Consider the following 26,864-nt stretch of genomic DNA (forward strand, 5'->3'; position numbering starts at 1 on the left):
ATTGAAAATTGTTCAAGTCATTTTTATCTATTTCGGATTCCTGCGCAATTTTTAAACCTGAATATCGTTAAATCCAAGAACATCTTTCATATCGTATTTACGCGCTTCGCGTCCCACCACCCACGCTGCAGCACGCACAGCACCTGCAGCAAAGTTCATGCGGTTGGTGGCTTTGTGGGTAATTTCCACACGCTCGCCATCGGCAATAAACATCGCAGTATGTTCACCCACAATGTCGCCACCACGAATGGTTTGGAAACCAATACTTTTACGTTCACGTGGCCCTGTGTGTCCTTCGCGGCAGTAAACAGCATCATGTTTTAAATCACGACCTAAGGTTGCTGCAATGGCCTCGCCCATCATCAATGCCGTGCCTGATGGTGCATCGACTTTATGACGATGATGCGCTTCAATCACTTCAATATCTACACTATCACCAAAGACTTTGGCTGCCAACTCCAGCAGTTTAATAGATACGTTTACCCCAACTGAATAGTTGGCGGCATACACCACTGGGGTCTGTTGAGCCGATTCTTCTAAGAGTGCTTTTTGTTCATCATTCATGCCTGTGGTGCCAATCACAATCGCCACGCCTGCTTCACGACAAAGCTTTAAGTGCTGTGCTGTGGCGGCTGGTGCGGTAAAGTCGATCACGACATCGCAGTCAGCTAATACTTGCTCTAGGCTACCCACCACTTTCACGCCCAGTGTACCTACACCTGCCAACTCTCCTGCATCTGCACCCAATAAACTGCTTTCTGGACGCTCTACTGCGGCAGCCAATTGGTAGCCTGCTTCTTGAACAGCTTGAATTAAGATGCGTCCCATGCGGCCGCCTGCGCCTAATACACCAATGCGTGGAGTTGCTGACATAGCATATTCCTAAAATAGATTCTAAATTGTGCTTACTATATCAAAACTCGCTGCCTAGACTAAGTTTGTCAGCCAAGTTTCTGGGTTTATTTTTATCGGAAAGCAACTGTGACAGTATGCTAAAGATCACTTTAAATGCCACTGGCAAACTTTTATCAAAGCGATGCTAAAAATTTATCTGAAAATGCTCATTTTTTATTTTTATTTCACAAATTTGCAAACTTGTATGCGCAGACTAGCCTGCACGAATGATAACAACTGCAAAAATTAAAGGGGATTTACATGCATTCGAAGAAAATTGTATTGGCATTATTGTTGGGCATGAGCACAGCATCCGTATTTGCAGAGCCTGCACTTCAAGAAGGTGATACGCTTGAAAGCCTGTCTAAAGTCCGTATTAGCGTGACGCTACAAGAACCTCTTGCTGTTGAAGTCGATGCACCTGAACTAGAAGAAACAGCAGCAGAACATGGGGTTGTTGCAAGCGCTCAACCACAAACTGTCGTTAAAACAGCAACGACTGAAATGGTGGATGTTTTAGAGATTGATGTACCTGAAGTCGAATAAGCGTGCAGCAGATACAACAAAGGCGATCTTCAAGATCGCCTTTGTTTTTGAGTTTAGATGAGGTCGTGCTTTGACATACCTAACCTAGGTTTCCTTAATCAAACAAACGATCAAAGAAAGACTTTTTCTTTGGTGATGACTGACTGCCCTCACCTTCCATCGTCGTCTGCAACTCTTTTAACAATTCACGCTGACGTGCCGTTAAATTCACAGGTGTTTCCACCACAATACGGCAGAGTAAATCGCCCTGCATACTGGTACGCACAGGTTTTACCCCTTTACCACGCAAACGGAACAATTTACCCGTCTGTGTTCCCTCAGGCACTTTCAGACTCACGCGACCATCTAGAGTCGGAATTTCAATTTCCTTACCTAAAGCAGCATCGGCAATGCTGACAGGTACATCCATATATAGGTCGGCACCATCACGCTGGAAGATTTCATGCTCGCGCACCACTACTTCTACGTATAAATCTCCCGATTGACCATCACGAATGGCTTCACCTTTACCTGTTAAGCGTACGCGGTCGCCATTGTCCACCCCTGCAGGAATGGTCACTTCAAGAGTTTGTTGACGGTCTGACACACCCGAACCATGACATTTTTTACATGGGTTCTTGATAATTTTGCCCTGACCACGACAAGTGCTACAGGTTTGCTGTACCGAGAAGAAACCTTGCTGCATGCGTACTTGACCCGCACCATGACAGGTTGGACAGGTTTCAACATCATTTGGATTTTCCGAGCCTTTACCATCACAAGCTTCACATGGCGCAGGTGCTGTAAAGGTGATGGTTTTCTTAACGCCTTTGACTGCTTCTTCAAGCGTCAATTCCATCACATAGCGTAAGTCTGAACCACGGCGTTGACGTTGCTGGCCACGCCCCCCCCCACCAAAGGCTCCACCGAAAATATCCCCAAACTGGCTGAAAATATCTTCCGCACTGAAACCACCGAAGCCGCCAGCACCACCGCCCATACCACCTTCAAAGGCTTGATGGCCCATACGGTCGTACATGCTGCGTTTTTCGCTGTCTGACAGAACTTCATACGCTTCTGAAGCTTCTTTAAACTTCTCTTCAGCTTCAGGATTGTCCGGGTTACGGTCTGGATGATATTTCATCGCCAACTTACGGTAGGCTTTTTTAATTTCATCATCACTAGCGGTTTTAGAGACGCCCAAAACCTCATAATAATCACGTTTAGCCATGTCTGGCGATGCTCCTCACGGAATTCTATTTAAAACTTAACTGAAGTCTGAAATTGGGGTCAAACTGAGTTTTACAAGGGAAAGCTGCTAAAAATTTTAGCTGAAGTACTTTAGATGAAGTTCAAACCATTAGAACACGGCTTTATTTTTCAAAAATTTGGATAGCCCTTTAATCCAAGCATTGATTAAAAACAAGAAGGCAATCACGGCAAAGACCACACCTGCTACGGTGCAGGCTTTGACCCATAAAAAGGCATCCCAAGGAAAGAAGGCCAATGGAATAAACCACAATGCAGCAAACAATGCCAACACACTGTAAATCACCACATTACGCATGATCCATAAAGCCTGTGCCTGTAACCAGACTTCAGTGCTATCGACCACAATCACTTTTCGTGCATACCAATACGCCAATGCACCACTCACCACAGTAAATAAAGCAAAAAACATAAACACGTAAGAGATCGCAACCGAACGGCGAAACTTTAACAAGTTATCTTGCTTCATAATGTGATTTAACCCCATCTGTGCCATGCTTTATTTTTTAATCTGGCGCATGCTGTGACGTATGCAAAGGCTGAAAAATATAAGGTGCTACTATATTGAAATTTTCCAAGTTTCGCACCCGTTATTATGTCACTTTTACAGATTATGTGGATTTTTTTTCACTTTAAACCACTGTGCATATAATGCAGGTAAAAAGAACAGGGTTAATAAGGTCGCGACAATTAATCCGCCCATAATCGCCACAGCCATCGGGCCAAAGAAAATACTGCGAGAAAGTGGAATCATGGCCAATACTGCCGCCAAAGCGGTCAGTACAATTGGACGACAACGGCGCACCGTAGCGTTAATAATCGCGTCCCACTGCGATTCCCCAGCCCGAATATCCTGCTCAATCTGATCAATTAAAATCAAAGAATTGCGCATGATCATGCCCGATAAGGCAATGGTGCCGAGCATCGCCACAAAACCAAAGGGTTTGTTAAACAGCAACAGAAACAATACCACGCCAATAATGCCGAGCGGTGCAGTCAAAAATACGATGAATGCACGAGACATGCTACGCAGCTGAATCATTAACAAGGTCATCACCACTGCAAGGAAAAATGGCATGCCTGCATTGACTGACTTTTGCCCACGTGCCGACTCTTCAACTGTACCGCCCACTTCAATTAAATAGCCATTTGGCAATTTTTCACGCAAGGCTGCCATCGGTTCAGACAGTTCTGCCACCACCGTTGCAGGTTGCAAATTGCTACGAATATCACCACGTACGGTAATGGTCGGCAAGCGGTTACGATGCCAAATTAAGCCTTCTTCAAAACGGTATTCAATTTGTGCAATTTGCGCCAACGGCACCGATGTTCCACGTGAAGTCGGTATAGCCAAACTGCTTAAAGATGCGACATCTAGGCGCTCGGTTTGATCACCACGTAAACGGATTTCAATCAGTTCACGTTTTTCACGATACTGGTTGATTGCGGCGCCACTGATAGAGCTATTAAGGAAGTTAGCTAAATCCAGACTCGACACCCCCATTTGACGGGCACGGTCTTGATCAATCTGCAATTGAATGACTTTGCTCGGCTCACCCCAATCTAAATGCACATTGGTACTGTTTGGATTGGCACTGATGGTGGCTGCGACTTGCTGTGCCCATTGTCGCACTTGTGCCAAGTCTTCTCCTGACACGCGGAATTGCAATGGATAACCCACTGGTGGGCCATTTTCCAATAATGACACGCGAGTACGCACCTCTGGCAATAACAAGCGAATTTGTTCAGATAAATTACGGCGAATTTCATTGCGGTCTTCTAAAGACGATGCCAATACCACAAATTGGGCAAAACTGGCCTGCGGTAATTGCTGATCTAAAGGCAAATAGAAACGCGGTGAACCTGTGCCGACATAGGCTACATAATTGTCGATACCTTGTTGTTGTGCTAAAAATTTTTCAACTTTTTTAACGGCTGCTTCTGTGGCTGTTAAGGATGCACCCTCTTCAAGTTTTAAATCGACTAAAATTTCTGCCCGATTGGAAGGCGGAAAGAATTGCTGCGGTACCAATTTAAACATGGCAATGGATAGGACAAAAATGGCCACGGTCGCTGCAATGACGGTTTTACGATAGCGCACACAGGTATTGACCCAACCTCGAAACACTTGATAAAAGCGGGTTTGATATGGGTCGTGTAATTCACCTGCGTGCTGTAGCACAGGCTGCGGTTCAGCTTGTTTGCGTACACGCGCCCAAAGACGTTGATACCACGGCGCTCGCTGTGCATGACGCTGAAAATCTGGCAATAATTTATCGCCCAGATACGGCACGAATAGCACGGCAGCAAACCAGGACACCACCAAAGCTATGGTGACCACTTGGAAAATTGAACGGGTATATTCCCCTGTACTTGAGGCTGCTGTGGCAATGGGTAAAAAACCTGCCGCGGTAATCAATGTCCCTGTCAGCATAGGGAAAGCAGTGGTACGCCACGCATGACCTGCGGCTTGCAAGCGGCTATAGCCCTGCTCCATCTTAATTGCCATCATTTCAATGGCGATAATGGCGTCATCCACCAATAATCCGAGCGCTAGAATAAGCGCACCGAGTGAAATTTTGTGCAGCCCGACATCAAACAAATGCATACCTGCAAAAGTCATCGCCAAGACCAGTGGAATGGAAAATGCCACCACCAAGCCCGTGCGAAAACCCAGTGAAAAGAAGCTGACCAAGAGCACGATAATCACCGCCTCAGCCAACACTTTCATAAATTCATTGACGCTGTGTTTTACCGCAACAGGCTGATCAGAAACTTTTTGCAGTTGCATGCCCAAAGGCAAGGTCTTTTGCAAACGGGCAAATTCAGTTTCCAGATTTTCACCCAAAGCCAGAATATCACCGCCTTTACGCATCGACACCGCAATGCCAATGCCGTTTTCACCCATAAAGCGCATACGCGGTTGAGCAGGTTCGCTAAACCCACGATAGACCTCGGCAACATCGCCCAGTTGAATGGTGGTGCCATTCACCAACAGCGGCATTTGTTTTAGCTCATCAACACTGTGCAACGCACCGCTGACACGTACCTGAATACGGTCTGAATGGGTTTCAAAAAAACCTGCGCTTGCCATGCTGTTTTGTTGTTGTAAGGCTTGCTGAATCGCGGTAACAGGAATACCGAGTTGCGCGGCTTTGGTGTTAGATAACTCAATCCATATTTTTTGATCTTGTAAACCCACCAAATTAACTTTGGCTACATCTTTGACCCGCTGTAATTGTAGCTGCAAACGGTCGGCATATTCTTTGAGCGTGGCATAGTCATAGTCTGCGCCTGTCAGCACATAAATATTGCCAAAAGTGTCGCCAAATTCATCATTAAAAAATGGGCCTTGTACCCCTTGTGGCAATTCATGGCGAATGTCATTGACCTTTTTACGCACCTTATACCAGACATCTGGAATTTGGCTGGAACGCATGGAATCTTTGGCAATAAAAGTCACCATGGACTCGCCCGGACGCGAATAGGCCATGATGCGTTCATAATCGCCCGTGCTCATCAATTCTTTTTCAATACGGTCAGTGACTTGTAAGGATACCTCTTTGGCACTCGCTCCTGGCCAATAGGTTTGAATCACCATCACTTTAAAGGTAAACGGCGGATCTTCACTTTGTGCCAGTTTAGAGTAGGAAAAAATCCCGACAATGCCCAACAACAGCATCAAGTAGACCACTAAACCCTTATTTTTTAACGCCCATTCGGATAAGTTAAAATTCATATTTTAACGCTCCGTCTGTGTGGCCGCAGAAGCTGCCTGAGCGGTTGGATTGACCGCCTGTACAGCTTGATTGTCACGGTTAATTGGGCGGATTTTTTGTCGATCACGCAGTAAATGTACCCCACCCATCACCACATAATCTTGCGGCTGCAAGCCACTGAGTACAGGCACACTATCCCGTCCATAAGCGCCCAAGGTAACAGGAACTTGGCGCACGGTTGAATCAGGCTGCAAAACCAAAACAAAAGCTTGTTGCCCCGTTGCCGATACGCTTGATAAAGGTACATATAAACCCTGATTGGCTTGGCGAGTCAGAAATACCCGCGCACTTTGCCCCAATTGAATCTGTGCATTGCCTTCGCGTAAAGCCACTTTGACTTTAAAAGTACGCGACTGATCTGCCGCAGGGGAAATTTCGCGAACCTTACCTGTAAAACGGCTATCAGGTTGTGACCATAAACTGACCGTTGCCTCTTGCCCGACCCGAATATCAGCCACTGCTTGTTCGGGCACCCCAATCACGACTTCACGTTCTCCATCAATCGCCAATTGATAAGCGACCTGCCCTGCCGCTAAAACCTGCCCAACTTCAATATTGCGTTCAGTAATCACACCATTTTTTGTGGCACGTAACTGGTTATAGTCGGTTTGATTGCTGCTAACTGCATAATTGGACTGCGCCTGTTTCAACTGCGCCATAGCATGTTGATACTGGTTTTTGACTGCATCATATTGCGAGCGACTGACGGCATTCATGGGTAATAATTGCTGAAAACGCTGTAACTCATCACTGGCAATTTTTGCAGCAGATTGCGCACTTTCCAGTTGCGCACGCGCGGCATTGAGCTGTAATGCGGCATCTTGCACATCCAGTTTTGCTAAGACTTGCCCAACTTTGACCTGATCTCCCACATCGACAAAACGCTGTGTAACTTGCCCTGCAACCCGAAATGCCAAAGCCGTTTGCTGACGTGCTTGCACCTCGCCTGCATAGCTTTTTTGCTCAAGATGTAAACTGCTAGGCTGGGTTACCATTACCAAAGGGACTTCCTGTTCAACCTCGTTTTTTTGCTTACTGCATCCAATTAGGGTGATACAGCACAGCAGCATCAGGCTGGCAATGAGATTCTGAGTCGTGTTCATCAGGTTTGCTCTTATTTAAACGTTTTTTTTAGGGCAGAATACGGTAGGGTTTGCTGACACTTCGTCTATGTTTGCGACAGCGCATATTTTTAGCTGATATAAGGCATGAGGCAGGAAACTTAGTCATTCTAAGTAACTGACTCATAACGTAATAGCAGTAAAAAATATGCTTGTTCCAAAGGACTGTGGCTAAAACTTTCTCAGATTGCTTTATGAAACTTGGTAATAGTCTCGCTATTCCCTTCGTTTCATGCCTGATCTGCTCAGTTTTAGCCTACAGCGCAAGCCATTTATGAAGTGCGTGCAACCCCCTATATTAAATTGATTGTTTTTTAATTAATATACCACTGGGTACATTAATTAAAACTGAAGCGTCATTTTCCAGTTGTACTGATGCAAATTAGGATGAGCGTGTGCAGATTCATGTCGGACGACCAAAAGATTTAGAAAAACGCCAACGCATTTTAATGTCGGCAAAACACTTGTTTTTAAAGTTGGGCTTTCATGGTTCTAGTATGAATCAGATTGCACGTGAAGCAGGCGTGACCAAATTAACGGTGTATAACCACTTTCAAGACAAAGCGACCTTATTTTCCTGTGCCATTGAAGAAACCTGTGAAAGTCTGCTCAAAGCACAACCTTTGGACTTGACTGCACATCGCAATTTTAAGCAGGCCTTATACCAAGCCTGTAAACTGTCCTTGAACTTAGTCAATATGCCTGAAGCGATTAAATTAGAACATTTGCTGATGGAACTGGCCTCGGAACAAAATCCGTTGGCATTGCAGTTTTACAATGCCTCACATGCCAAACTTCGCGCGATGTGGGAAAGCTTCTTTCGCCAAGCAGTAGAATTGCAGTTTATTCAGGCAGATGAACCTAAAACGCAAACCGAATTGATCGTTTCCTTACTGCATGGTTTACGTCACCATGAAGTTTTGCTCGGTGTACGTGCCGTGCCCGATGCTGCACAATCTCAAAAGATTATTGAAGATGCAATTGGTATTTTTATGCTGCGTTATGGCTGAACAAGCTAATTTCGCAGCCTCACCATGTGAGATCTAACTCTCACCTTACACATATACGAATGATCAACTGACTCACATCTCCGCCCTGTATTTCTCTCCTAAATACTGCCGTTTGGCACTATAACTTCAGATGCACAAAATCCATGCAACTTTTGTAGATAGCCCGCTTGGATTGTAGCTAAATCGGGGTATAGTCTTAACAGAGTAGAAAAACACAGAACATGGAGAACAACGAATGATTCAACAAATTGATGCTCCTCTACGCGATGACGTACGCTTACTTGGCAACTTATTGGGTGAAACCCTCAAGTTACACGCAGGACAAGATTTGTTTAATCAGGTCGAACAAATTCGTGCCTTATCTAAAGGCGCGCGCGATGGACAAGCCGAAGCTGAAAAACAACTCGAACAACTGTTTTTAAGTCTGGAAGATGATGAAATCTTACCGCTCACCCGTGCCTTTACCCACTTTTTGAATTTTGCCAACATTGCCGAGCAATATCATGTGGTGCGGAGCCGTCGCCAAAGCGAATTTGATGAAAATGGCGTTTCTCCAAACCCGCTAGATCACTTATTTATCAAGTTTAAAGACAACCAAATTTCTGCAGAAACACTCTTTCAACAAGTCTGCGAACTGAAAATTGAATTGGTTTTAACTGCGCATCCGACTGAAGTCAGCCGTCGTACCCTAATTCAAAAATATGACGATATTAATGACTGCCTGTCTAAAATGGATCAACAAAAACTGACGCCACGTGAACGTCAGGCAGTTTTGGCAGATTTAAAACAGCTCATCAGCTCAGCTTGGCAAACCGATGAAATTCGCCAACATCGCCCAACTCCCGTCGATGAAGCCAAATGGGGCTTTACCACCATCGAACAAACCCTGTGGAATGCAGTGCCTAAATTCATACGTGAATTAGACAGCATTGTGCAGGAACACTGTGGACAAAGCCTGCCGCTGAACGTTGCGCCTGTGCGTTTCGCCTCTTGGATGGGCGGTGACCGCGATGGCAACCCCAATGTCACCCATAAAGTCACCCAAGAAGTATTGTGGCTATCGCGTTGGAAAGCAGCAGAACTGTATTTACGTGATATTGAAAACCTGCGTTGGGAACTTTCCATTCAGCAATGTAGCCCAGAATTGCTAGATGCTTTAGGACATTCCCATGCAGAGCCGTACCGTGAATATTTACGCGACACCCGTGAACGCCTAAAAGCCACCCGCGACTGGTTAGCAGCAAAATTACAAGGCAAAGATGCTGATGACAGCTTGGTGATAAAAAACAAAGACGAGTTGTTACAGCCTTTATTACTGTGTTATCGCTCGCTGACGGCTTGTCAATTGTCAGACATTGCGAACGGCAAATTGCTAGATTTAATACACCGTGTGAATTGTTTTGGTATTGAATTACTAAAACTGGATATTCGCCAAGAGTCAGGACGTCATCGCCAAGCCATTTCTGCCATTACCGAATATTTAGGTTTAGGCAATTTTGAAACATGGACTGAACAAGCGCGTCAGAACTTCTTACTTCAAGAACTGCAAAGCAAACGTCCATTATTGCCAAAATTCATGCAGGAACCTGCAGAAAGCCTGATTCAACATCCCGATGTGCAAGAAGTGTTTGCCACCATGCGCACTTTGGCTGCACAGCCGCAGGAAAGCTTGGGCGCTTATATTATTTCCATGGCGGAATATCCAAGTGATGTGTTGGCGGTGTTATTACTGCAAAAAGAAGCAGGCATTCAGCATCCTTTACGTGTGGTGCCGCTGTTTGAAACCCTGAAAGACTTGGATGGGGCTGCCCAGACCATGAATACCCTATTTAATATGCATTGGTACAAACAGCATATTCAGGGTAAACATGAGGTCATGATTGGCTACTCAGACTCCGCCAAAGATGCAGGGTTCATGTCGGCTAACTGGGCACAATACCGCGCTCAGGAAGAACTGACTGCGGTAGCACAGCAACATGCTGTGCAGCTAACCTTATTTCATGGTCGTGGTGGTTCCATCAGCCGTGGCGGTGCACCGACTCAACAAGCACTGTTCTCACAGCCACCAGGGTCTATTTCAGGTGCAATTCGCGTGACCGAACAAGGCGAAATGATTCGTTTTAAATTTGGACTTGAAGGGGTTGCCTTACAAAATCTGGAAGTCTATACCGCTGCCACCTTAGAAGCGACGCTGATGCCACCACCTGTGCCGAAGGCAGAATGGCGCGAGCTCATGCATAACATGACCGAACTTTCGGTACAGGTCTACCGTCAAACTGTGCGTGAAAATCCCCATTTTGTGAAATATTTACGCACCGTTACGCCAGAGCTAGAATTGCAGATGTTGCCGCTCGGTTCACGTCCCGCAAAACGTAAAGTCAGCGGCGGAATTGAATCCCTACGTGCCATTCCGTGGGTGTTTGCATGGACGCAAATCCGGCTGATGCTACCTGCTTGGTTAGGGACAGGCGCGGCAATTAATCAAACAATTGATCAGGGACAAAAAGCTACTTTAGATGAAATGCTCAGCGATTGGCCTTATTTCCAGACTTTAATTGATATGTTGGAAATGGTGTTGTCTAAAGCCGACAGCAATATTGCATTGTATTATGAGTCACACCTGACCGATGACGAAGACCTGAAAGAACTCGGTGAGCAACTGCGTCAACGCCTGCGTGATGCCGTGACCACCTTATTGACCCTCAAAGGCGAATCACAATTGCTCAGCAGCAATGATGTGCTAGATCAATCGATGCGGGTGCGTAAACCGTATTTATTGCCACTGCATTTGCTACAGGCAGAGTTGATGAAACGTCGTCGTTTATATTTGGCAGAACAGAATGCCGAACATACCCCTGTCGATCATGCCCTCATGGTAAGCATTGCAGGGATTGCAGCAGGCTTACGCAATACAGGTTAAGCCTCTACGAATAGCACAACAAGCAGAGTCTGTACTCTGCTTGTGGCTACTGCTCTCTCTTAGAAATGACTTAGGCTCATGCTTTATAAAGCCAAACACAGTGGACATAATAACGTGAAAGCAGACATGGACTAAGACATGCGTTACGAGGCAAAAAAACCAGCCTAAATTATGTGCAATTAAATTTATTCTTAGTCTGTTTTCATCCCACTAATGCAGCAATACATTCTTTAAATTTATAAATAAAATTACTTATTTATATTAAATGCAATTTTTAACACATAGTAAAATTTAATCCTAAAAATAAGCAGCCGGTCAGTTTCCTCGCAAAATTTTTAAAAAATTTATGCAATACAAGAGTATGATGTGCTCAATTTAGCTTTTGAGTGCTCACTTTATGTCCAATTGGTTTCCCAAATGGCGCCCTTATGAAGGCAGCATTGATGCACGTCCTGTAGGGACCAATGAGTATCTACCGCCTGCACAAACCGTTGTATTGGGGATACAACACGCGTTTGCCATGTTTGGTGCTACGGTACTTGCACCTTTCTTAATGGGCTTTGATCCGAACCTTGCCATTTTAATGTCAGGGATTTGTACCATTCTGTTTTTTTTCATGACAGGTGGGCGCGTGCCAAGTTATTTAGGTTCGAGCTTTGCCTTTATTGGGGTAGTGATTGCTGCCACAGGCTATGCAGGTGCAGCAGGTGGTTTAAATGCCAATATAGGGGTCGCGGCAGGCGGGATTATTGCCTGCGGTATTTTATATGCCCTGATTGGCTTTTTGGTCATGGCTACAGGCACCCGTTGGATTGAAAAATTGATGCCACCTGTGGTGACAGGTGCCGTGGTAATGATCATTGGTTTAAACCTTGCCCCAGTTACAGTCAAAGCGGTTGCAGGCAATCCATTTAATATGTGGATGGCCTTGGTGACTGTGCTATGTATGGGCATGATTGCCGTATTTACCAAAGGTTTACTGCAACGCCTCTTGCTCCTGATTGGCTTGCTCATATCGTATCTGATCTATTTTGTAGTCACCAATGTCATGGGTTGGGGTACGCCAATTAACTTCGCACCGATTCAGCAAGCCGCTTGGTTTGGCGTACCAGACTTTCATGCGCCTGTATTTGATGTGAATGCCATGCTGATTATTGCCCCAATTGCCTTCATTTTGGTGGCAGAGAACTTGGGACACATTAAAGCAGTAGGTGCCATGACTGGTGAAAACCTCGATCCACACATTGGTAAAGCCTTTGTAGCCGATGGTGTTGCCACAACCCTTGCAGGTGGTGTCGGTGCACCGGGTATGACTACCTATGGTGAAAACATTGGGGTGATGGCTGTTACCCGCGTGTATTCCACGATTATTTTTGTGGTGGCGGGGGTCTTTGCAATTTTCCTGGGGCTTTCACCAAAATTTGGGGCAATCATCCATACCATTCCTACCGCCATTTTAACGGGCGCTTCGATTGTGGTATTTGGTTTGATTACCATTGCTGGCGCGAAAATCTGGATTGAAAACAAAGTCGATTTTTCTAAAAACAAAAATCTGATGGTGGCTGCCGTGACCATTATTTTAGGAACGGGTGACTTTGCGTTGCAATTGGGCAGCTTTAACTTGGGCGGGATTGGGACAGCAACTTTTGCAGCCTTGTTCCTGAACTGGTTCTTTAGTTTGCGTGATCCCTCTTAATCAGAACTTGCGGTCATCTGCTTGAACCTAAGCAGATGCCGAAACAATGCAAAAAGACCGAACAACAGTGATTGTTCGGTCTTTTTTTACCTCAAACGGTCTGTCTAGAATGAACCGTTTTTAAGAGATAATGCTTTTACTTGGCTTATTTCTGTTTTTTAAGCTCTTGCTTAAGTTGCTTCAATTTGCCTTTATGTTTTGAAATCTTTTTCAAACGTGCTTTGATTTGTTGCTTCAAAGATTTAACTTGCTTAGCCATGGTATTACTCCTTAGTAAGGCTATTCGTTGCCATTGTGTTGTTTCACAAAACTACGAATAAATTTTCTTAATTCACGAGCAGCACTAGTATCAAGTTCTTCACATAAACGAATAAATTCATCACGTTCAGTACTATTAATACGAATTAAAAGTTGTCCATCTTTCTTGCCTGTCTTTATTTTTTTGATTTGCTCGTTCATTGCTGATCTCTCCAAAATAAAGACTGCTTTGCAAAAGATGTATATACAATATATATACTTTTCAGAATAATGCAAACTTACAATGTTAAAAAATGTAATAAAATCATAATCTTTTTTTTACCATAGCTTTCAAAAGCAACAGCAAAGCCAAGACAGGCAAGGCTTTGCGCTAAAAGCTGTCTATAGAAAAAATAAACATATTATTTTTAAAAATACTGTTTCGAGGCTAAAAATAAATACAGACACCGCAATTTTGCAGCGTAAAGGAAAGGATTGGCTGAGTTTGAAGTATCACGCCAAACTCATTAAAAACTTTTTAAGGGCGGAATTCTTTCAGTTCACGTTGAATAAAGTGCTGAATCATATCGTGGTACAAACGCTCAACCATATCAGGATCAACATCATGTTGCAGCGCAAGAGTACGCACTTTTTCAATGACTTCTTTCACTCGCTGTGGTGATTGCACATCTTCCACCGTCTGTTTATGGCGCATGGCTTGATCGACATAAAACTGACGTGATGCAATCAGTTCAATTAAAGCCACATCTATCTGATCAATCTTGTCACGTGCTTGTTGTAATGAGTTTACTTTTTCATTGTTCATGGGCTGGGGCTACACTTTCAGTTTCGTTTTCAATTTCACTCTTATACTTTTCTTCTAACACATTACTGAAAATACTTTCAATCATCCACACCCGATATAAGCTGTTAAATACATAACTTTGCCCATCAATGCGCAATTCCAGCACAGGAAAATCGGGCTGAGATTTCATCTCGCACAACATGTCATTTTCTTTGAGCAACTCAGTCACATCCGCTGTGGTCAGTTGATCTAACTCCAGTTCACGCTGCATACGCTCAAAATGCGCTTTAAAGGATAAATCCTGTCCCCTCGTCCATACCGCCTGCAAAATACGATATATGGCATCGACACGCTGTTCTTCAGGCGCACTGTAATACAGTTGTGCCATTTGATAAGTCGCCTGCTCAGTCGGGCGGCAAAACGGCGTAAACGCAACATCGGTACGTTTAGACAATCGGGTGGCTAGTCCCCAGTCAAAGCAGTCACGCCCATGATAGGACAATGGATACACATTTAAATGAATATTATAATAGGCCGCCAATTCTTCCTTAATATAAGCCAGCAATAACCAAGAAATCGGGTCTTCCAAGGCAATATATAAATCCAGCTCTGGGTCTAGCGCCTGAATTTCGTTCAGTTCTGCGGCATCACTAATTAAATGTTCACGCCATTCAATGTGATTAATCAAAAAAATAGGATTATCAGTGAGTAGTTTTTGTTGTTTTAAACGGCGAGTTAAGCGCAATAAATCATCGACCGCATGGTATTTACGTCCACCAAATTCAAAATAACTGGCTAATACAGGTGCATCATCAAATACCCGTTCGGAAAAATCCTGTACCTGATGATGACGGCTGGCCATGGCATATAAGGTGCGTAATTTACCCGACTGTTTTTGCCACAGCATGTGGAACACATCTTCAAGTAAATACAAAAAGTCCTGCCCACGTAGCGGGGTATGCCGCAAAATGGCTTCGGCCTGCATCAAGGCTTCTGCAGTCGGTGGTTCGGGTGTATCGTGAAAACTAAAACGATGTTGCTTGGCCAAAATCTGTGCATCATTGATGCAATAGTTTTGCCATTCCACTGCCGACATTTGATTGGGAGCATCACCACTTTGGCTGGAAATTACCACCTTTAAAGGTTTTAATTCCTCTGCCAAAATGTCTTCTAACTGCGGCAGTTGCTGCACTGCCAAATAGCTGTAAACATCGTCTAAACGCAGATGCACACTCAGTCCGTGTTCCGTGGGCAACACCGCTTGCCGAGAAGGTTTTTGATAAAACCAACTCGATCGAATCGGATCGAACCAACGGCGCAACAGTGACATGAGATCAACCTCTACAATTAAAATCCTTGTGGTCTAGGGTCTATGGACAAAAACAACCATGGCGCTAGTCCCTAAATACTACACAAGGATTTATATCAATTCACATCTAATTGATCAATTAGACCTCTAAATTCAGATCGGTAACCGCACCCTTCTCTGCCCCCGATGCCAGTTTGGCAAATTTTGCCAAAGCACCATGGGTGTAGTTTGATTTTGGTTTGACCCATGCAGCTTTACGTGCGGCCATTTCTTCTTCCGACACATGCCAAGTCATTTCACGGGTTTCGGCATTAATCGAAATTTTATCGCCATTTTTAACCAGACCAATTGGCCCACCTTCATAGGCTTCTGGGGTGACATGTCCAATCACAAAACCATGACTGCCGCCTGAGAATCGCCCATCGGTAATTAAAGCCACTGAGTTTCCTAAGCCTTTACCAATAATGGCAGAAGTTGGTTTTAGCATTTCAGGCATACCAGGGCCACCTTTAGGGCCTTCACCACGAATCACCACCACTTCGCCTTCTTGGACTTCACCATCCAAAATACCGCGCATTGCACCAATTTCGCCTTCAAAAACACGTGCAGGGCCTTCAAAATACAAACCTTCTTTGCCTGTAATTTTGGCCACCGCCCCTGTTGGCGATAAATTGCCTTTTAACACCACCAAATGCGAATCTTTTTTAATTGGGGCATCAAACGGTAAAATAATCTGCTGATCGGCTGGGTAGTCAGCAACATCGGCCAAGTTTTCTGCCAAAGTTTTACCAGTAACGGTTAAGCACGAGCCATCTAACATTCCTGCATCGAGCATACGTTTCATTAGCGGTTGAATTCCGCCAATCGCAATCAGCTCAGACATTAAATATTTACCCGATGGGCGTACATCTGCCACCACAGGTGTTTCCTGACCAATTCGTACAAAGTCATCTAGCGTGAGTTCAACCCCTGCTGAGTGGGCCATAGCAATTAAATGCAGTACGCCATTGGTTGAACCACCCAAAGCAATCAGCACTTTAATGGCATTTTCAAAAGCAGACTTGGTCATAATGTCACGCGGTTTAATGTCCAAACGCAACAGATTCATAACGGCTTCGCCTGCACGTTGGCAATCCTGCAATTTGTCTTGAGATACTGCTTCCTGTGCCGAAGAACCCGGCAAACTCATGCCCAAGGCTTCGATGGCCGATGCCATTGAGTTGGCGGTGTACATCCCACCACAAGAGCCTGCACCGGGCAAAGCCACTTCTTCAATTTGCTTGACCTGAATTTCGTTAATTTCACCTTTGGCATGCTGCCCCACAGCTTCAAATACCGAAATAATATCGGTATGTCCTGCACCTGGTTTGATAGTGCCGCCATACACAAACAAGCCTGGACGGTTTAAACGTGCCAGTCCCATAATGCAGCCTGGCATGTTTTTGTCACAGCCACCAATGGCAATTACACCATCATAAGCCTGACACCCCACCACAGCTTCAATTGAGTCGGCAATGATTTCACGTGAAACCAGTGAATATTTCATGCCTTCAGTGCCGTTAGAAATACCGTCTGAAATGGTGATGGTATTGAAAATAATACCTTTACCACCCGCCTGATTCACGCCTGTTTCTGCTTCTCGTGCCAAGCCGTCAATGTGCATATTACACGGTGTGACATTGGCCCAAGTCGATGCAATACCAATGAATGGACGGCTAAAATCTTCATCCTTAAAACCGACCGCGCGCATCATGGAACGTGCAGGTGCATTTTCAATGCCTTCATAAACTTCGGCTGAATGTTCGCGAATATTCTGTTTGCTCATAGCGGATTCCTTGCAAGATCTGTCAAGTCATACGGATCTAATTTATTCTGTATTTCATTGTATAGAAAGCAGGCACGATATAAAACCAAATGCCCAAGAAAAACCACGTGTGATTTGGATGCTTCATCCGGCACAAGTATGCACATGAAAAAAAGCACCCCAATATTTGGAGTGCTCTTTTATTTAATATTTATGCGCTAGTGGGTGCTTAGATTTCGCGTACCGCACCTTTTGCCGCACTGGTAGTGTGCATCGCATAAGCTTTCAAGGCTTTTGAAATTTTACGTGGACGCTCTTCTACAGGATGCCAGCCTTTGGCTTCCTGTGCTTCACGACGTGCCGCCATGGTTGCATCATCGACTGCCAAATGAATGCTGCGGTTTGGAATATCAATTTCGATACGGTCACCATCTTCAACCAAACCAATTGCGCCACCTTCAGCCGCTTCTGGAGAAACGTGACCAATTGAAAGACCTGAAGAACCGCCAGAGAAACGACCATCAGTCAGTAAGGCACATTCTTTGCCCAAACCTTTAGATTTCAAATAGCTGGTCGGATACAACATTTCTTGCATACCTGGGCCACCACGTGGGCCTTCGTAGCGAATTACCACCACATCACCCGCTGTAATTTTACCGCCCAAGATCGCATCCACTGCAGCATCCTGACTTTCAAAAACACGTGCCGTACCGTTGAATTTTAGAATGGAATCATCTACCCCTGCAGTTTTCACAATACAGCCATCTAAAGCGATGTTGCCGTAAAGTACCGCCAAACCACCATCTTTAGAGAACGCATTTTCTGCATTACGGATTACACCACTATCACGGTCACCATCTAAACGTGAATAGTAACGGTCTTGTGAGAACGCAGTTTGAGTTGGTACGCCGCCCGGTGCAGAACGGTAGAAGCTATACACTTCTTCATTTTCAGTACGGATAATGTCCCATTTGTCTAAAGCATCTTTTAATGTTGCTTCGTGAACTGTGCCCACTGAAGTATCTAATAAGCCCGCACGGTCTAGCTCACCTAAAATAGACATGATGCCGCCTGCACGGTGTACATCCTCCATGTGAACGTCTTGTTTTGCAGGTGCAACTTTACACAAAACAGGTACTTTGCGTGATAAACGGTCAATATCATCCATGGTGAAATCAACACCTGCTTCATTGGCAGCTGCCAATAAGTGCAATACGGTGTTGGTTGAACCGCCCATGGCAATGTCTAGTGTCATGGCATTTTCATACGATGCCTTAGTAACCATTGAACGTGGCAATACGCTGTAGTCGTCTTGTTCATAATGGCGTTTGGCCAATTCCATAATCAACTGACCTGCTTTATCAAACAGTTTTTTACGGTTGGCGTGAGTTGCTAGAATTGAGCCGTTGCCAGGTAGAGATAAACCTAAGGCTTCTGTTAAGCAGTTCATTGAGTTGGCAGTGAACATCCCTGAGCATGAACCACAAGTTGGGCATGCTGAGCGCTCGTATTCAGCGACTTCTTCGTCGGTATAGTTGTCATCTGCCGCCACAATCATTGCATCAATCAAGTCAATCGCATGTTCATTACCACGAATTTTGACTTTACCTGCTTCCATTGGGCCGCCAGATACAAACACCACTGGAATGTTTAGGCGCATGGCAGCCATCAGCATCCCTGGGGTAATTTTGTCACAGTTGGAGATACAGACCATAGCATCGGCACAGTGCGCGTTGACCATGTATTCTACCGAGTCGGCAATCAAGTCACGTGATGGCAATGAATACAACATGCCGTCATGGCCCATGGCAATCCCGTCATCAACAGCAATGGTGTTAAATTCTTTGGCAACACCACCTGCTGCCTGAATTTGTTCTGCCACCATTTGACCGAGGTCTTTTAAATGCACATGGCCAGGTACAAATTGGGTAAATGAGTTGACCACCGCAATAATCGGCTTACCGAAATCTTCGTCTTTCATACCCGTTGCACGCCATAAGCCGCGTGCACCAGCCATATTTCTTCCGTGTGTCGATGTTTTTGAACGATAGTCAGGCATTATAAAGTTCCAACTTGGTTGTGCTGAAATGAATCTGAAATTCATTCTGGCGAAATAATACTGTTTGCAAGATCTGTATCACTGCAAAACAGTTTAAGAATCTTTGTATTTTACTACAGCTTGAGGTAGTAAGGCTGCTGCTTTACCGACTTTATGATGGATAAAAAGTGACGAAAACCCACAGCAGTTTGCTGATCATACTGAATTCAATACAAAACTTTCATGAATAATTTTTAAATTTTGCATTACTAATTTTTATCATAATAATTTAGGCAGCACAGCAACAAGGTGGATTTATTACAACCTGTTCCGACCTTTGGGCTGCAATTTGTTATAATTGCCGCGTCATCTAAAACTATGGGTTGATTTCCATTGAAAATCGTTTTTGCAGGTACGCCTGAATTTGCTGCAAGCGCTTTGGCAGCACTCCTGAACACCGACCATGAGATTGTCGCGGTTTACACCCAGCCTGACCGTAAAGCAGGACGCGGACAAAAACTCACAGCATCTGCGGTGAAGCAATTGGCACTACAACACGATCTTCCTGTCTATCAACCTTTGCATTTTAAATCATCTACTGAAGAAGGTCTGGCGGCCCAACAAGAATTGGCTGCATTGAATGCCGATGTGATGGTGGTTGCGGCCTATGGTTTAATCTTGCCGCAAGTGGTTTTAGATACTCCTAAATATGGCTGCTTGAATATTCACGGTTCGTTATTGCCACGTTGGCGTGGTGCAGCGCCGATTCAGCGTGCGATTGCCACAGGTGATACCGAAACAGGCATTACCATTATGAAAATGGCTGCAGGCTTAGATACAGGCGATATGATGTATAAAACCCTATGCCCAATTACTGCCACAGACACCTCTGCTACTTTACATGATAAACTGGCGCAGCAAGGTGCCAAAGCAATTGTTGAAGTACTGGCTTCAGAGCAAAAATTGCAAGACTATTTGGCTGCGCGTGAAGTGCAAGATGAAGCCTTGACGGTCTACGCACACAAACTGACGAAAGCCGAAGCGCAAATTAACTGGTCACAAACTGCAGCCGAAATTGACCGTAATATCCGTGCCTTTAATCCGTGGCCTGTGGCGTTTATCCCTTTAGATGACACTCAAAACTTGCGCGTCTGGGGTTCAGCATTATCGGATGAATCTGCACAAGGCAAAGCTGCGGGTACAATTTTAAAACTAGACAAACAAGGCGTACACGTCGCTTGTGGCGATCAACAAGCAGTGTGCTTAAGCTCGTTGCAATGGCCAGGCGCTAAACCCCTGAATCCTGTGCAAATCATTCAAACTCAAAAACTTCAAACAGGACAAGTTCTCGCATGAGCCATTCTGAATCAGGCAACTCACATTTGAACTTGCGTGCCCAAGTCATCCGTACGCTATTGGCTGCACAACAAGGGCAGTCATTGGCGAGTGTTTTACCTGCACATTTAAGTAAAGTCGCAGAACGAGACCGCGCCTTGTTTCATGAGCTGGTTTTGGGCACCTTGCGACAATGGTATGCCCTAAAAAGCATTACTTTGCCGCTGTTGGTAAAACCACTCAACAATGAAACCGTTGAAACCTGTTTATATGTTGGCTTATATCAAGTGCTTTGCACCCGTGTAGCCAGTCATGCCGCAATTTCAGAAACCGTAACTGCAGCCAAACAATTGGGCTATCAAGCACTCAGCGGTGTGGTGAATGCGATTCTGCGTCGTGTTTCACGTGAAACATCGGAATTTCAAATGGCTTTGGCACAAGCACATGGTTTGCCAAGTTGGTTGTATAAACGCCTAAAAAAAGATTGGCCTGAACAATTAGAACAACTGACGCAAACGTTAAAGCAAACTGCGCCGCTAACCTTAAGAGTCAATACACGCCAAATTAGCCGTGATGACTATTTAGAAATTTTGCACGAACAAGAGATTGCTGCAGAAGCTTGCACCGTGTCTGAAGTTGGTATTGTGATGCTGCAAAATGTGCACATTCCAGACTTGCCTGGTTTTGATGAAGGCATATTTTCCGTACAGGATGAACATGCCCAACTGTGTGCAACGCTCTTGCCAAATTTAGATGGCAAAGTCGTGGTCGATGCCTGCGCAGCACCTGGTGGTAAAACAGCGCATCTGCTCGAAAAATTTCAGCCTAAAAAATTGATAGCCTTAGATCAGGACGCCAAACGTCTATTACGTGTCAGCGAAAACCTAGAACGTCTGCAACTGAATCAAGAAACGCAAGTAGAAATTTTGGCTGCCGATGCAACCACATGGAATGCCAGTGAAGCAGTGGACTGTATTGTATTGGATGCACCGTGTTCTGCAATTGGAGTCTTGCGTCGTCATCCAGATATTCGTTTGCTGCGTCAATCTAGCGATATTCAGCAAACGGTGGCATTACAGCAACAGATTTTGCAGCAGATGTGGCAGCAACTCAAAGTTGGTGGCACCTTGCTTTACATTACCTGCTCGGTTTTAAAAGCCGAAAATGAACAGCAAATTCAGCAATTCTTTGCCGAACATCAAAATGCCAAAGAAGTCAAAATTGATGCAGATTGGGGCATTCCACAACTGTATGGACGCCAATTATTGCCGCAACAAGGACGCGGGGATGGTTTTTATTATTGTCGTATTGAAAAAACCGCCTAAGCTATTTCTGTTTTAACGATTCTTCTCATTTAATAGCCTTTCCAAAAAAATAACCCTTGAATCAATCAAGGGTTATTTTAGTTAGCCAGTGCAATGCTTTACAGCATCGCACCCGTTTCAGCAAAATGCTTAGTCTTCGAGTTCATCTGGGTTTTTGATCAGGTGAATCATCGCCAAAACTAAACCACCCCAAAGTACCACTGTTGAAATAATCAACATCACCAATGCAGATGTATTCATCTTATTTCTCCGCTGCGTCGTGATCTTTTAAGCGGCTAAGCAATACCGCGCCAATAATAAAGAGCACTACGGTACCACCACCCACGGTGAGTAAAATGTGTAATGGATAACCACCATAGCCTTCTGCAAAAATAGATTTCAGGGTTAAGCCTAAAGCCACGAGCAATGAAAGCGGCGTCACGATGGTTAATAGGAAATTCCAGCCCCAACCCAATTTAATGCTTGAGTATTGGTTAACGTGTTGCTGCAATTCTTTGAGCAATGGACGACGGAACCAAGTCACCAAAATGATCGACAATAAACCACCACCAACAATACCAATGTTGTTGGCAAAGTAGTCAATGATGTCGACAAAAGTGATCGCGCTGTGGGTAGAGAATAAAATGGTTGAAACAATAGCTGAACCACCCGCAATGATGGTTACTGCACGCTTACGCGACCAACCCAGTTTGTCTTGGAACGCAGCAATGGGCACTTGCAGAATACTCACCATTGAGGTCACCCCTGCAACCGTCAATGAAGCGAAGAATAAGAAACCAAATAAATCGCCACCTGCACCCAAGCTTGAAATGATTTTCGGGAATGCAATAAAGGCTAAACCAATACCGCCAGAAACCACTTCATCTACCGATGAACCTGCGCTGTACGCCATGAAACCAAGCGCAGCAAAAATACCAATACCCGCTAAAATTTCAAAAGATGAGTTTGCAAGTGCAACCACCAAGCCTGAACCAGTCAAGTTGGTTTTACGTTTTAGGTAAGATGAGTAGGTCAACATAATCCCGAAACCCACTGAAAGTGAGAAGAAGATATGACCAAAGGCAGCTAACCATACTTTATAGTTCGCCATCGCTTCCCAGTTAGGCGTAAAGAAAGCATTTAAGCCATCGACTGCACCCGGTAAACGTAAAGCTTGAACCACGAGAATAGAGAACAAAATCAGCAAAAGTGGTATAAAGATTTTATTTGACAGCTCAACCCCTTTTTTCACCCCACCATATAAAATGAACATCACCACCGTCCATACGATGACCAAGCCAATAAATAAAGTAGGTACAAAACCAAAGGCTAAGCCTTCACCATTTTGTAAGTAGCTTGTGAAAAAGAATTTTTCAGTGTCTGTTCCCCATTGCTGACCAATGGAATAGAACATATAACTGCCTGCCCAAGACAATACGCTGGCATAGTAAATACCAATCAGTAAAGTCACCATCACCTGCCACCAGCCCAATGCTTCACTGTTCATGAGCTTTTTATAAGCGGTTGGTGGTGCTTTACGGTATTTATGTCCGACTGCATAGTCCAAAAACAGCAATGGCAAACCTGCGGCAAAGATCGCAATTAAATAAGGGATTAAAAATGCGCCGCCGCCATTTTCATAGGCAACATAAGGGAAACGCCAAATATTGCCCAACCCGACCGCAGAACCAATGGCTGCGATAATAAAGCCTGATCGCGCGGACCAACTCTCACGAGAATCTGTCATAGAACACCTAAACTTCAGGCTATTTTTTGCTGCTTGTTTTTTAATTCTGACCTTTTATATAAATAACTTGCTTTTTCATTAGCTTAAATTTACTTTATATAACGGTACTTTAGCGCACGCAAAAAATATCCTGCAAAAAATGAAAATCTGGGTGTTTGCTTTAGAGTCACACCTTTTGAGCATCAAATTCTAAAGGTCAAACAGCGAAATATTCGGAAAATCTTGCTTAAAGTCTTTGCCCAATATTGCGCTTGTGTATGGCTTAACAATACTCATTTTTGAATAATTTTTCTGTAAATTCTGCTTAGAAAGATGCTTTTTGTATGCATTTTTTTAATCAAAAGTTCAAATTCCACTCCATTTTGACTTGATTTTTTGGTTATACGTTCTATAACTATTTGGAATGAAATTTTGATGCTATTTGAGTTATTTTAATTTTCATCTATTTTAGCAGCGCTGTAGCCTATTATTCACCGAACTACAGCACTGTAATCAATCATCTCAAAATTCAGAGTTAACTCATCCTTTCTCTTTATTTATAACGATGCATCATTAGATCAGATACTTAACGCTTAATTACCAATAAACGCTCTTCCTGCATATCCCGAATAGCAGATTGAATCCCTTCACGCCCTAAACCCGAATCTTTCACTCCACCATAAGGCATATTGTCCACACGGAACGATGGAATATCATTAATAATCACCCCACCAACTTGTAACTGATCCCATGCATACAGCATTTTTTCCAAGCTTTGTGTATAAATACCCGCCTGTAAACCAAAACGGCTTTGGTTAATACGTGTAATTCCTTGTTCAAAAGATGAATATTTTTCCAAAATGGCAACAGGGCCAAAAACTTCATCTTTATAAACCTCCAAGTTTGGATCGACCTGTTCCAATAAAGTCGGCTCAAACATCACACCTTTCAGCTCGCCACCTGCCAATATTTTTGCGCCTTTTTTCACTGCTTTATCAATCCACTTTTTCAAGCGCTGCGCTTCAGCTTCCTTAATCATTGGCCCGACCAAAGTGCTGTCTAAATCAGGATCTGCCGCTTTAATTTTCTTGAGCTGGCTCACAAGTTTCTTTTTCAGTTCGGCATATACGTCAGCATGCACCAAAATACGTTGCACACTAATACACACCTGCCCAGCATGATTATACGCACCACCAATTAAGCGATGAATCAATGCATCATTCAATTCAGTATCGGGTTCAATCATCACTGCTGCATTGCCGCCCAACTCTAGCGTTACTTTTTTGCGTCCTGCGCGGGCTTTCATATCCCAACCCACCACATCTGAACCGGTAAAACTGAGCAGTTTAAAGCGGTCATCTGTCACTAAAACATCAGCTTGTTCACGCTCACAAGGCAATACCGAAAACGCACCTTTAGGTAAATCTGTTTCTGCCAACACTTCTGCAATTTTCAATGCTGAAATAGGCGTGGCACTGGCAGGTTTTAATACAAAAGGACAACCTGCGGCAATCGCAGGTGCAATTTTATGTGCAGTTAAATTCAACGGAAAATTAAAAGGACTAATCAAAGACACGGTACCAATGGGTACATGCTTAACCATCCCTTGATAATTCGCAGCAGCAGCCGTCACTGCCAACGGCAAAATACGCCCTTCATCTAGTTGTGACACCGCATCTGCCGCAATTTGGAAGGTATTAATTAAACGCTCGACTTCTGCCATCGCAGCCAAACGTGGTTTTCCACCTTCGGCAATTAAAATTTCGACCAATTCTTCACGCATGTTTTGAAAACGCTGCACACAATGCAACAGAATTTTTTGTTTTTGAAAGGGCTGTAACTTTGCCATTTCGGCTTCTGCTTTTACGGCTGCACGAATGGCTTTTTCAATACTTTTCGCATCGGCAAGTGCGACACGCGCATATAAATTTTGAGAATATTTATGCTGAACGGCTAACCATTGCCCTGTTTCTACGGCTTTATTGGCAAGATAGAGCGGATAATCGACAGGTGGATGGACATTTTGCATACTGAAATCCTCTATTTTTGGCGCGAATTAAGCTATATTTTTACAAGAATTTTGATTCTAGAAAATGTATGATGCGCTAAGTTGGACAATATTTCACATGATTTTTTGTCACGAGAACATACAACACCACACCATTCATCCCAAATGATGATGACAAAATACTAGAGTTTATATGCTTACATTACAACGTTTTGCTTTAGCATGCAGTTTAATTAGTTGTTCAGCGGTGCATGCCGATATCATTGGTGTAAAAGCCAGCCTAGATTACTGGAAATACAGTGCAGACTGGACTCAAACGCAACTCTCACCTGAGCTTGATGATGATTATGCCCTACCTTTTAGCGTTTCAGTCGAGCATCCTGTGCCATTTTTGCCCAATGCAAAAATTAAACACACCAATTTACAGGCCGAAAGTGAACAAAGTGTTGCAGGTGTAAAAACCCATCAGCTCGATTTAGACTATTCAGATTTCATTTTATATTATGAAATTTTAGATAATATTGTTGCAGCAGATGTTGGGATTGGCGCTAAACTCATTAAGGGTGATTTAAAATCTAATCTGTTCCAAACTCAGGAAGTCAGTGAAACTTTGCCAATGCTGTATGCTGAAGCTGCAGTAAAGTTACCATTTACAGGATTAAGTGCTAAAGCTGAAGCCAATTACGCTAAAAATAGTGACAATGAAGTGCGTGATGCTCAAGCAGAAATTAAGTATAACTTTATTGATGCGATTCTGGTGGATGTCGGTTTAAAAGCGGGTTATCGCATCTTAGACATTAAACTGAATCAAGATTCCAACCAAGAAACTCAATTAGAGTTTAAAGGTCCATATTTAGGCTTAGAAGCACATTTCTAAGTATATGATATTCATATAAGTTTAAAACCCTTAAATTATATTTAAGGGTTTTTTATTCTTCTTAACATTTTATTTTATCCATAAAAAAACACCCCCAACGCTAGTTGAGGGTGTTTAGAATAATGAGCTGGCGATGACTTACTCTCACATGGGTAACCCCACACTACCATCAGCGCGAAGAGGTTTCACTTCTGAGTTCGGGAAGGG

At 44.0% G+C, this 26,864-nt stretch carries 20 protein-coding genes and 1 rRNA gene; 7 read left to right on the top strand and 14 right to left on the bottom strand.

The window, feature by feature from the left end:
• Positions 1–51: 51 nt before the first annotated feature.
• A complete protein-coding gene (gene dapB / locus AC07E5_RS13800) occupies positions 52–873 on the bottom strand; it encodes a 4-hydroxy-tetrahydrodipicolinate reductase (RefSeq protein WP_070154911.1) in 822 nt (273 codons plus the stop codon).
• Positions 874–1,155: 282 nt separating this feature from the next.
• On the opposite strand from dapB, the gene AC07E5_RS13805 reads away from it, so the two are divergent.
• The gene (locus AC07E5_RS13805; RefSeq protein ID WP_180009316.1) at positions 1,156–1,440 is read left to right on the top strand and encodes a hypothetical protein; all 285 of its coding nucleotides are present in this window, start codon (positions 1,156–1,158) and stop codon (positions 1,438–1,440) included.
• Between the two features lie 94 nt (positions 1,441–1,534).
• Here AC07E5_RS13805 and dnaJ read toward each other — a convergent pair whose 3' ends face one another.
• The 4 genes from dnaJ to AC07E5_RS13825 all read right to left on the bottom strand — a co-directional run bounded on the left by dnaJ (position 1,535) and on the right by AC07E5_RS13825 (position 7,570).
• A complete protein-coding gene (dnaJ, locus tag AC07E5_RS13810; RefSeq protein ID WP_004970338.1) occupies positions 1,535–2,650 on the bottom strand; it encodes a molecular chaperone DnaJ in 1,116 nt (371 codons plus the stop codon).
• Between the two features lie 129 nt (positions 2,651–2,779).
• Positions 2,780–3,157: a hypothetical protein gene (locus tag AC07E5_RS13815; protein ID WP_167845637.1), complete on the bottom strand. Its 378-nt coding sequence runs from the start codon at positions 3,155–3,157 to the stop codon at positions 2,780–2,782.
• Between the two features lie 135 nt (positions 3,158–3,292).
• A complete protein-coding gene (locus tag AC07E5_RS13820) occupies positions 3,293–6,427 on the bottom strand; it encodes an efflux RND transporter permease subunit (protein ID WP_167845636.1) in 3,135 nt (1,044 codons plus the stop codon).
• A 3-nt stretch (positions 6,428–6,430) separates the two neighbouring features.
• On the bottom strand, positions 6,431–7,570 hold the full coding sequence (locus tag AC07E5_RS13825; protein ID WP_498625690.1) for an efflux RND transporter periplasmic adaptor subunit: 1,140 nt from the start codon (positions 7,568–7,570) through the stop codon (positions 6,431–6,433).
• A 413-nt stretch (positions 7,571–7,983) separates the two neighbouring features.
• Here AC07E5_RS13825 and AC07E5_RS13830 point away from each other — a divergent pair, with 413 nt between their 5' ends.
• The 3 genes from AC07E5_RS13830 to AC07E5_RS13840 all read left to right on the top strand — a co-directional run bounded on the left by AC07E5_RS13830 (position 7,984) and on the right by AC07E5_RS13840 (position 13,214).
• The gene (locus tag AC07E5_RS13830) at positions 7,984–8,598 is read left to right on the top strand and encodes a TetR/AcrR family transcriptional regulator (RefSeq protein WP_180169935.1); all 615 of its coding nucleotides are present in this window, start codon (positions 7,984–7,986) and stop codon (positions 8,596–8,598) included.
• A 235-nt stretch (positions 8,599–8,833) separates the two neighbouring features.
• The gene (gene ppc, locus AC07E5_RS13835) at positions 8,834–11,518 is read left to right on the top strand and encodes a phosphoenolpyruvate carboxylase (protein WP_498625691.1); all 2,685 of its coding nucleotides are present in this window, start codon (positions 8,834–8,836) and stop codon (positions 11,516–11,518) included.
• A 397-nt stretch (positions 11,519–11,915) separates the two neighbouring features.
• Positions 11,916–13,214: a solute carrier family 23 protein gene (locus tag AC07E5_RS13840; RefSeq protein WP_004970352.1), complete on the top strand. Its 1,299-nt coding sequence runs from the start codon at positions 11,916–11,918 to the stop codon at positions 13,212–13,214.
• A gap of 279 nt (positions 13,215–13,493) precedes the next feature.
• Here the strand turns inward: AC07E5_RS13840 and AC07E5_RS13845 are convergent, their stop codons facing one another.
• The 5 genes from AC07E5_RS13845 to ilvD (AC07E5_RS13865) all read right to left on the bottom strand — a co-directional run bounded on the left by AC07E5_RS13845 (position 13,494) and on the right by ilvD (AC07E5_RS13865) (position 19,428).
• A complete protein-coding gene (locus AC07E5_RS13845) occupies positions 13,494–13,673 on the bottom strand; it encodes a hypothetical protein (RefSeq protein ID WP_004970356.1) in 180 nt (59 codons plus the stop codon).
• A gap of 316 nt (positions 13,674–13,989) precedes the next feature.
• Entirely contained in the window at positions 13,990–14,277 is a 288-nt protein-coding gene (locus AC07E5_RS13850) for a chorismate mutase (RefSeq protein WP_168541878.1), read from the bottom strand.
• Positions 14,267–15,586 carry a hypothetical protein gene (locus AC07E5_RS13855; RefSeq protein WP_178867483.1) on the bottom strand — a complete coding sequence of 440 codons (1,320 nt, stop codon included), beginning with the start codon at positions 15,584–15,586 and terminating at the stop codon, positions 14,267–14,269. The genes AC07E5_RS13850 and AC07E5_RS13855 overlap by 11 nt, the downstream gene beginning before the upstream one ends.
• A 118-nt stretch (positions 15,587–15,704) precedes the next feature.
• On the bottom strand, positions 15,705–17,390 hold the full coding sequence (gene ilvD / locus AC07E5_RS13860) for a dihydroxy-acid dehydratase (protein ID WP_178867485.1): 1,686 nt from the start codon (positions 17,388–17,390) through the stop codon (positions 15,705–15,707).
• Between the two features lie 208 nt (positions 17,391–17,598).
• Positions 17,599–19,428, bottom strand: a complete 1,830-nt coding sequence (gene ilvD, locus AC07E5_RS13865; RefSeq protein WP_498625692.1) for a dihydroxy-acid dehydratase — start codon at positions 19,426–19,428, stop codon at positions 17,599–17,601.
• 372 nt (positions 19,429–19,800) lie between these two features.
• Here ilvD (AC07E5_RS13865) and fmt point away from each other — a divergent pair, with 372 nt between their 5' ends.
• Both fmt and rsmB read left to right on the top strand, forming a co-directional pair.
• Positions 19,801–20,763, top strand: coding sequence for a methionyl-tRNA formyltransferase (fmt, locus tag AC07E5_RS13870; RefSeq protein ID WP_178867489.1), 963 nt, complete (start codon positions 19,801–19,803; stop codon positions 20,761–20,763).
• Positions 20,760–22,067 carry a 16S rRNA (cytosine(967)-C(5))-methyltransferase RsmB gene (rsmB, locus tag AC07E5_RS13875; RefSeq protein WP_178867491.1) on the top strand — a complete coding sequence of 436 codons (1,308 nt, stop codon included), beginning with the start codon at positions 20,760–20,762 and terminating at the stop codon, positions 22,065–22,067. The genes fmt and rsmB overlap by 4 nt, the downstream gene beginning before the upstream one ends.
• 129 nt (positions 22,068–22,196) lie before the next feature.
• Here rsmB and AC07E5_RS13880 read toward each other — a convergent pair whose 3' ends face one another.
• The 3 genes from AC07E5_RS13880 to AC07E5_RS13890 form a co-directional block, all read right to left on the bottom strand.
• On the bottom strand, positions 22,197–22,307 hold the full coding sequence (locus AC07E5_RS13880; RefSeq protein WP_004970370.1) for a methionine/alanine import family NSS transporter small subunit: 111 nt from the start codon (positions 22,305–22,307) through the stop codon (positions 22,197–22,199).
• 1 nt (position 22,308) lies between these two features.
• A complete protein-coding gene (locus AC07E5_RS13885) occupies positions 22,309–23,793 on the bottom strand; it encodes a sodium-dependent transporter (protein WP_104852799.1) in 1,485 nt (494 codons plus the stop codon).
• A 565-nt stretch (positions 23,794–24,358) separates the two neighbouring features.
• Positions 24,359–25,801 carry an aldehyde dehydrogenase family protein gene (locus tag AC07E5_RS13890; protein ID WP_131262040.1) on the bottom strand — a complete coding sequence of 481 codons (1,443 nt, stop codon included), beginning with the start codon at positions 25,799–25,801 and terminating at the stop codon, positions 24,359–24,361.
• 172 nt (positions 25,802–25,973) lie between these two features.
• Here AC07E5_RS13890 and AC07E5_RS13895 point away from each other — a divergent pair, with 172 nt between their 5' ends.
• Complete coding sequence (locus tag AC07E5_RS13895; protein WP_167845627.1) at positions 25,974–26,657, top strand: TIGR04219 family outer membrane beta-barrel protein; 684 nt, start codon at positions 25,974–25,976, stop codon at positions 26,655–26,657.
• Positions 26,658–26,782: 125 nt separating this feature from the next.
• Here AC07E5_RS13895 and rrf read toward each other — a convergent pair.
• Positions 26,783–26,864: ribosomal RNA gene (gene rrf, locus AC07E5_RS13900) — 5S ribosomal RNA — on the bottom strand; the annotation flags it as partial.

It is taken from the genome of Acinetobacter seohaensis (assembly GCF_056431365.1).

Coding starts and splice junctions, on each gene's coding strand:
- dapB (WP_070154911.1), bottom strand. CDS start 873: ATGTCAGCAACTCCACGCATTGGTGTATTAGGCGCAGGCGGCCGCATG.
- AC07E5_RS13805 (WP_180009316.1), top strand. CDS start 1,156: ATGCATTCGAAGAAAATTGTATTGGCATTATTGTTGGGCATGAGCACA.
- dnaJ (WP_004970338.1), bottom strand. CDS start 2,650: ATGGCTAAACGTGATTATTATGAGGTTTTGGGCGTCTCTAAAACCGCT.
- AC07E5_RS13815 (WP_167845637.1), bottom strand. CDS start 3,157: ATGAAGCAAGATAACTTGTTAAAGTTTCGCCGTTCGGTTGCGATCTCT.
- AC07E5_RS13820 (WP_167845636.1), bottom strand. CDS start 6,427: ATGAATTTTAACTTATCCGAATGGGCGTTAAAAAATAAGGGTTTAGTG.
- AC07E5_RS13825 (WP_498625690.1), bottom strand. CDS start 7,570: ATGAACACGACTCAGAATCTCATTGCCAGCCTGATGCTGCTGTGCTGT.
- ppc (WP_498625691.1), top strand. CDS start 8,834: ATGATTCAACAAATTGATGCTCCTCTACGCGATGACGTACGCTTACTT.
- AC07E5_RS13840 (WP_004970352.1), top strand. CDS start 11,916: ATGTCCAATTGGTTTCCCAAATGGCGCCCTTATGAAGGCAGCATTGAT.
- AC07E5_RS13845 (WP_004970356.1), bottom strand. CDS start 13,673: ATGAACGAGCAAATCAAAAAAATAAAGACAGGCAAGAAAGATGGACAA.
- AC07E5_RS13850 (WP_168541878.1), bottom strand. CDS start 14,277: ATGAACAATGAAAAAGTAAACTCATTACAACAAGCACGTGACAAGATT.
- AC07E5_RS13855 (WP_178867483.1), bottom strand. CDS start 15,586: ATGTCACTGTTGCGCCGTTGGTTCGATCCGATTCGATCGAGTTGGTTT.
- ilvD (WP_178867485.1), bottom strand. CDS start 17,390: ATGAGCAAACAGAATATTCGCGAACATTCAGCCGAAGTTTATGAAGGC.
- ilvD (WP_498625692.1), bottom strand. CDS start 19,428: ATGCCTGACTATCGTTCAAAAACATCGACACACGGAAGAAATATGGCT.
- rsmB (WP_178867491.1), top strand. CDS start 20,760: ATGAGCCATTCTGAATCAGGCAACTCACATTTGAACTTGCGTGCCCAA.
- AC07E5_RS13880 (WP_004970370.1), bottom strand. CDS start 22,307: ATGAATACATCTGCATTGGTGATGTTGATTATTTCAACAGTGGTACTT.
- AC07E5_RS13885 (WP_104852799.1), bottom strand. CDS start 23,793: ATGACAGATTCTCGTGAGAGTTGGTCCGCGCGATCAGGCTTTATTATC.
- AC07E5_RS13890 (WP_131262040.1), bottom strand. CDS start 25,801: ATGCAAAATGTCCATCCACCTGTCGATTATCCGCTCTATCTTGCCAAT.
- AC07E5_RS13895 (WP_167845627.1), top strand. CDS start 25,974: ATGCTTACATTACAACGTTTTGCTTTAGCATGCAGTTTAATTAGTTGT.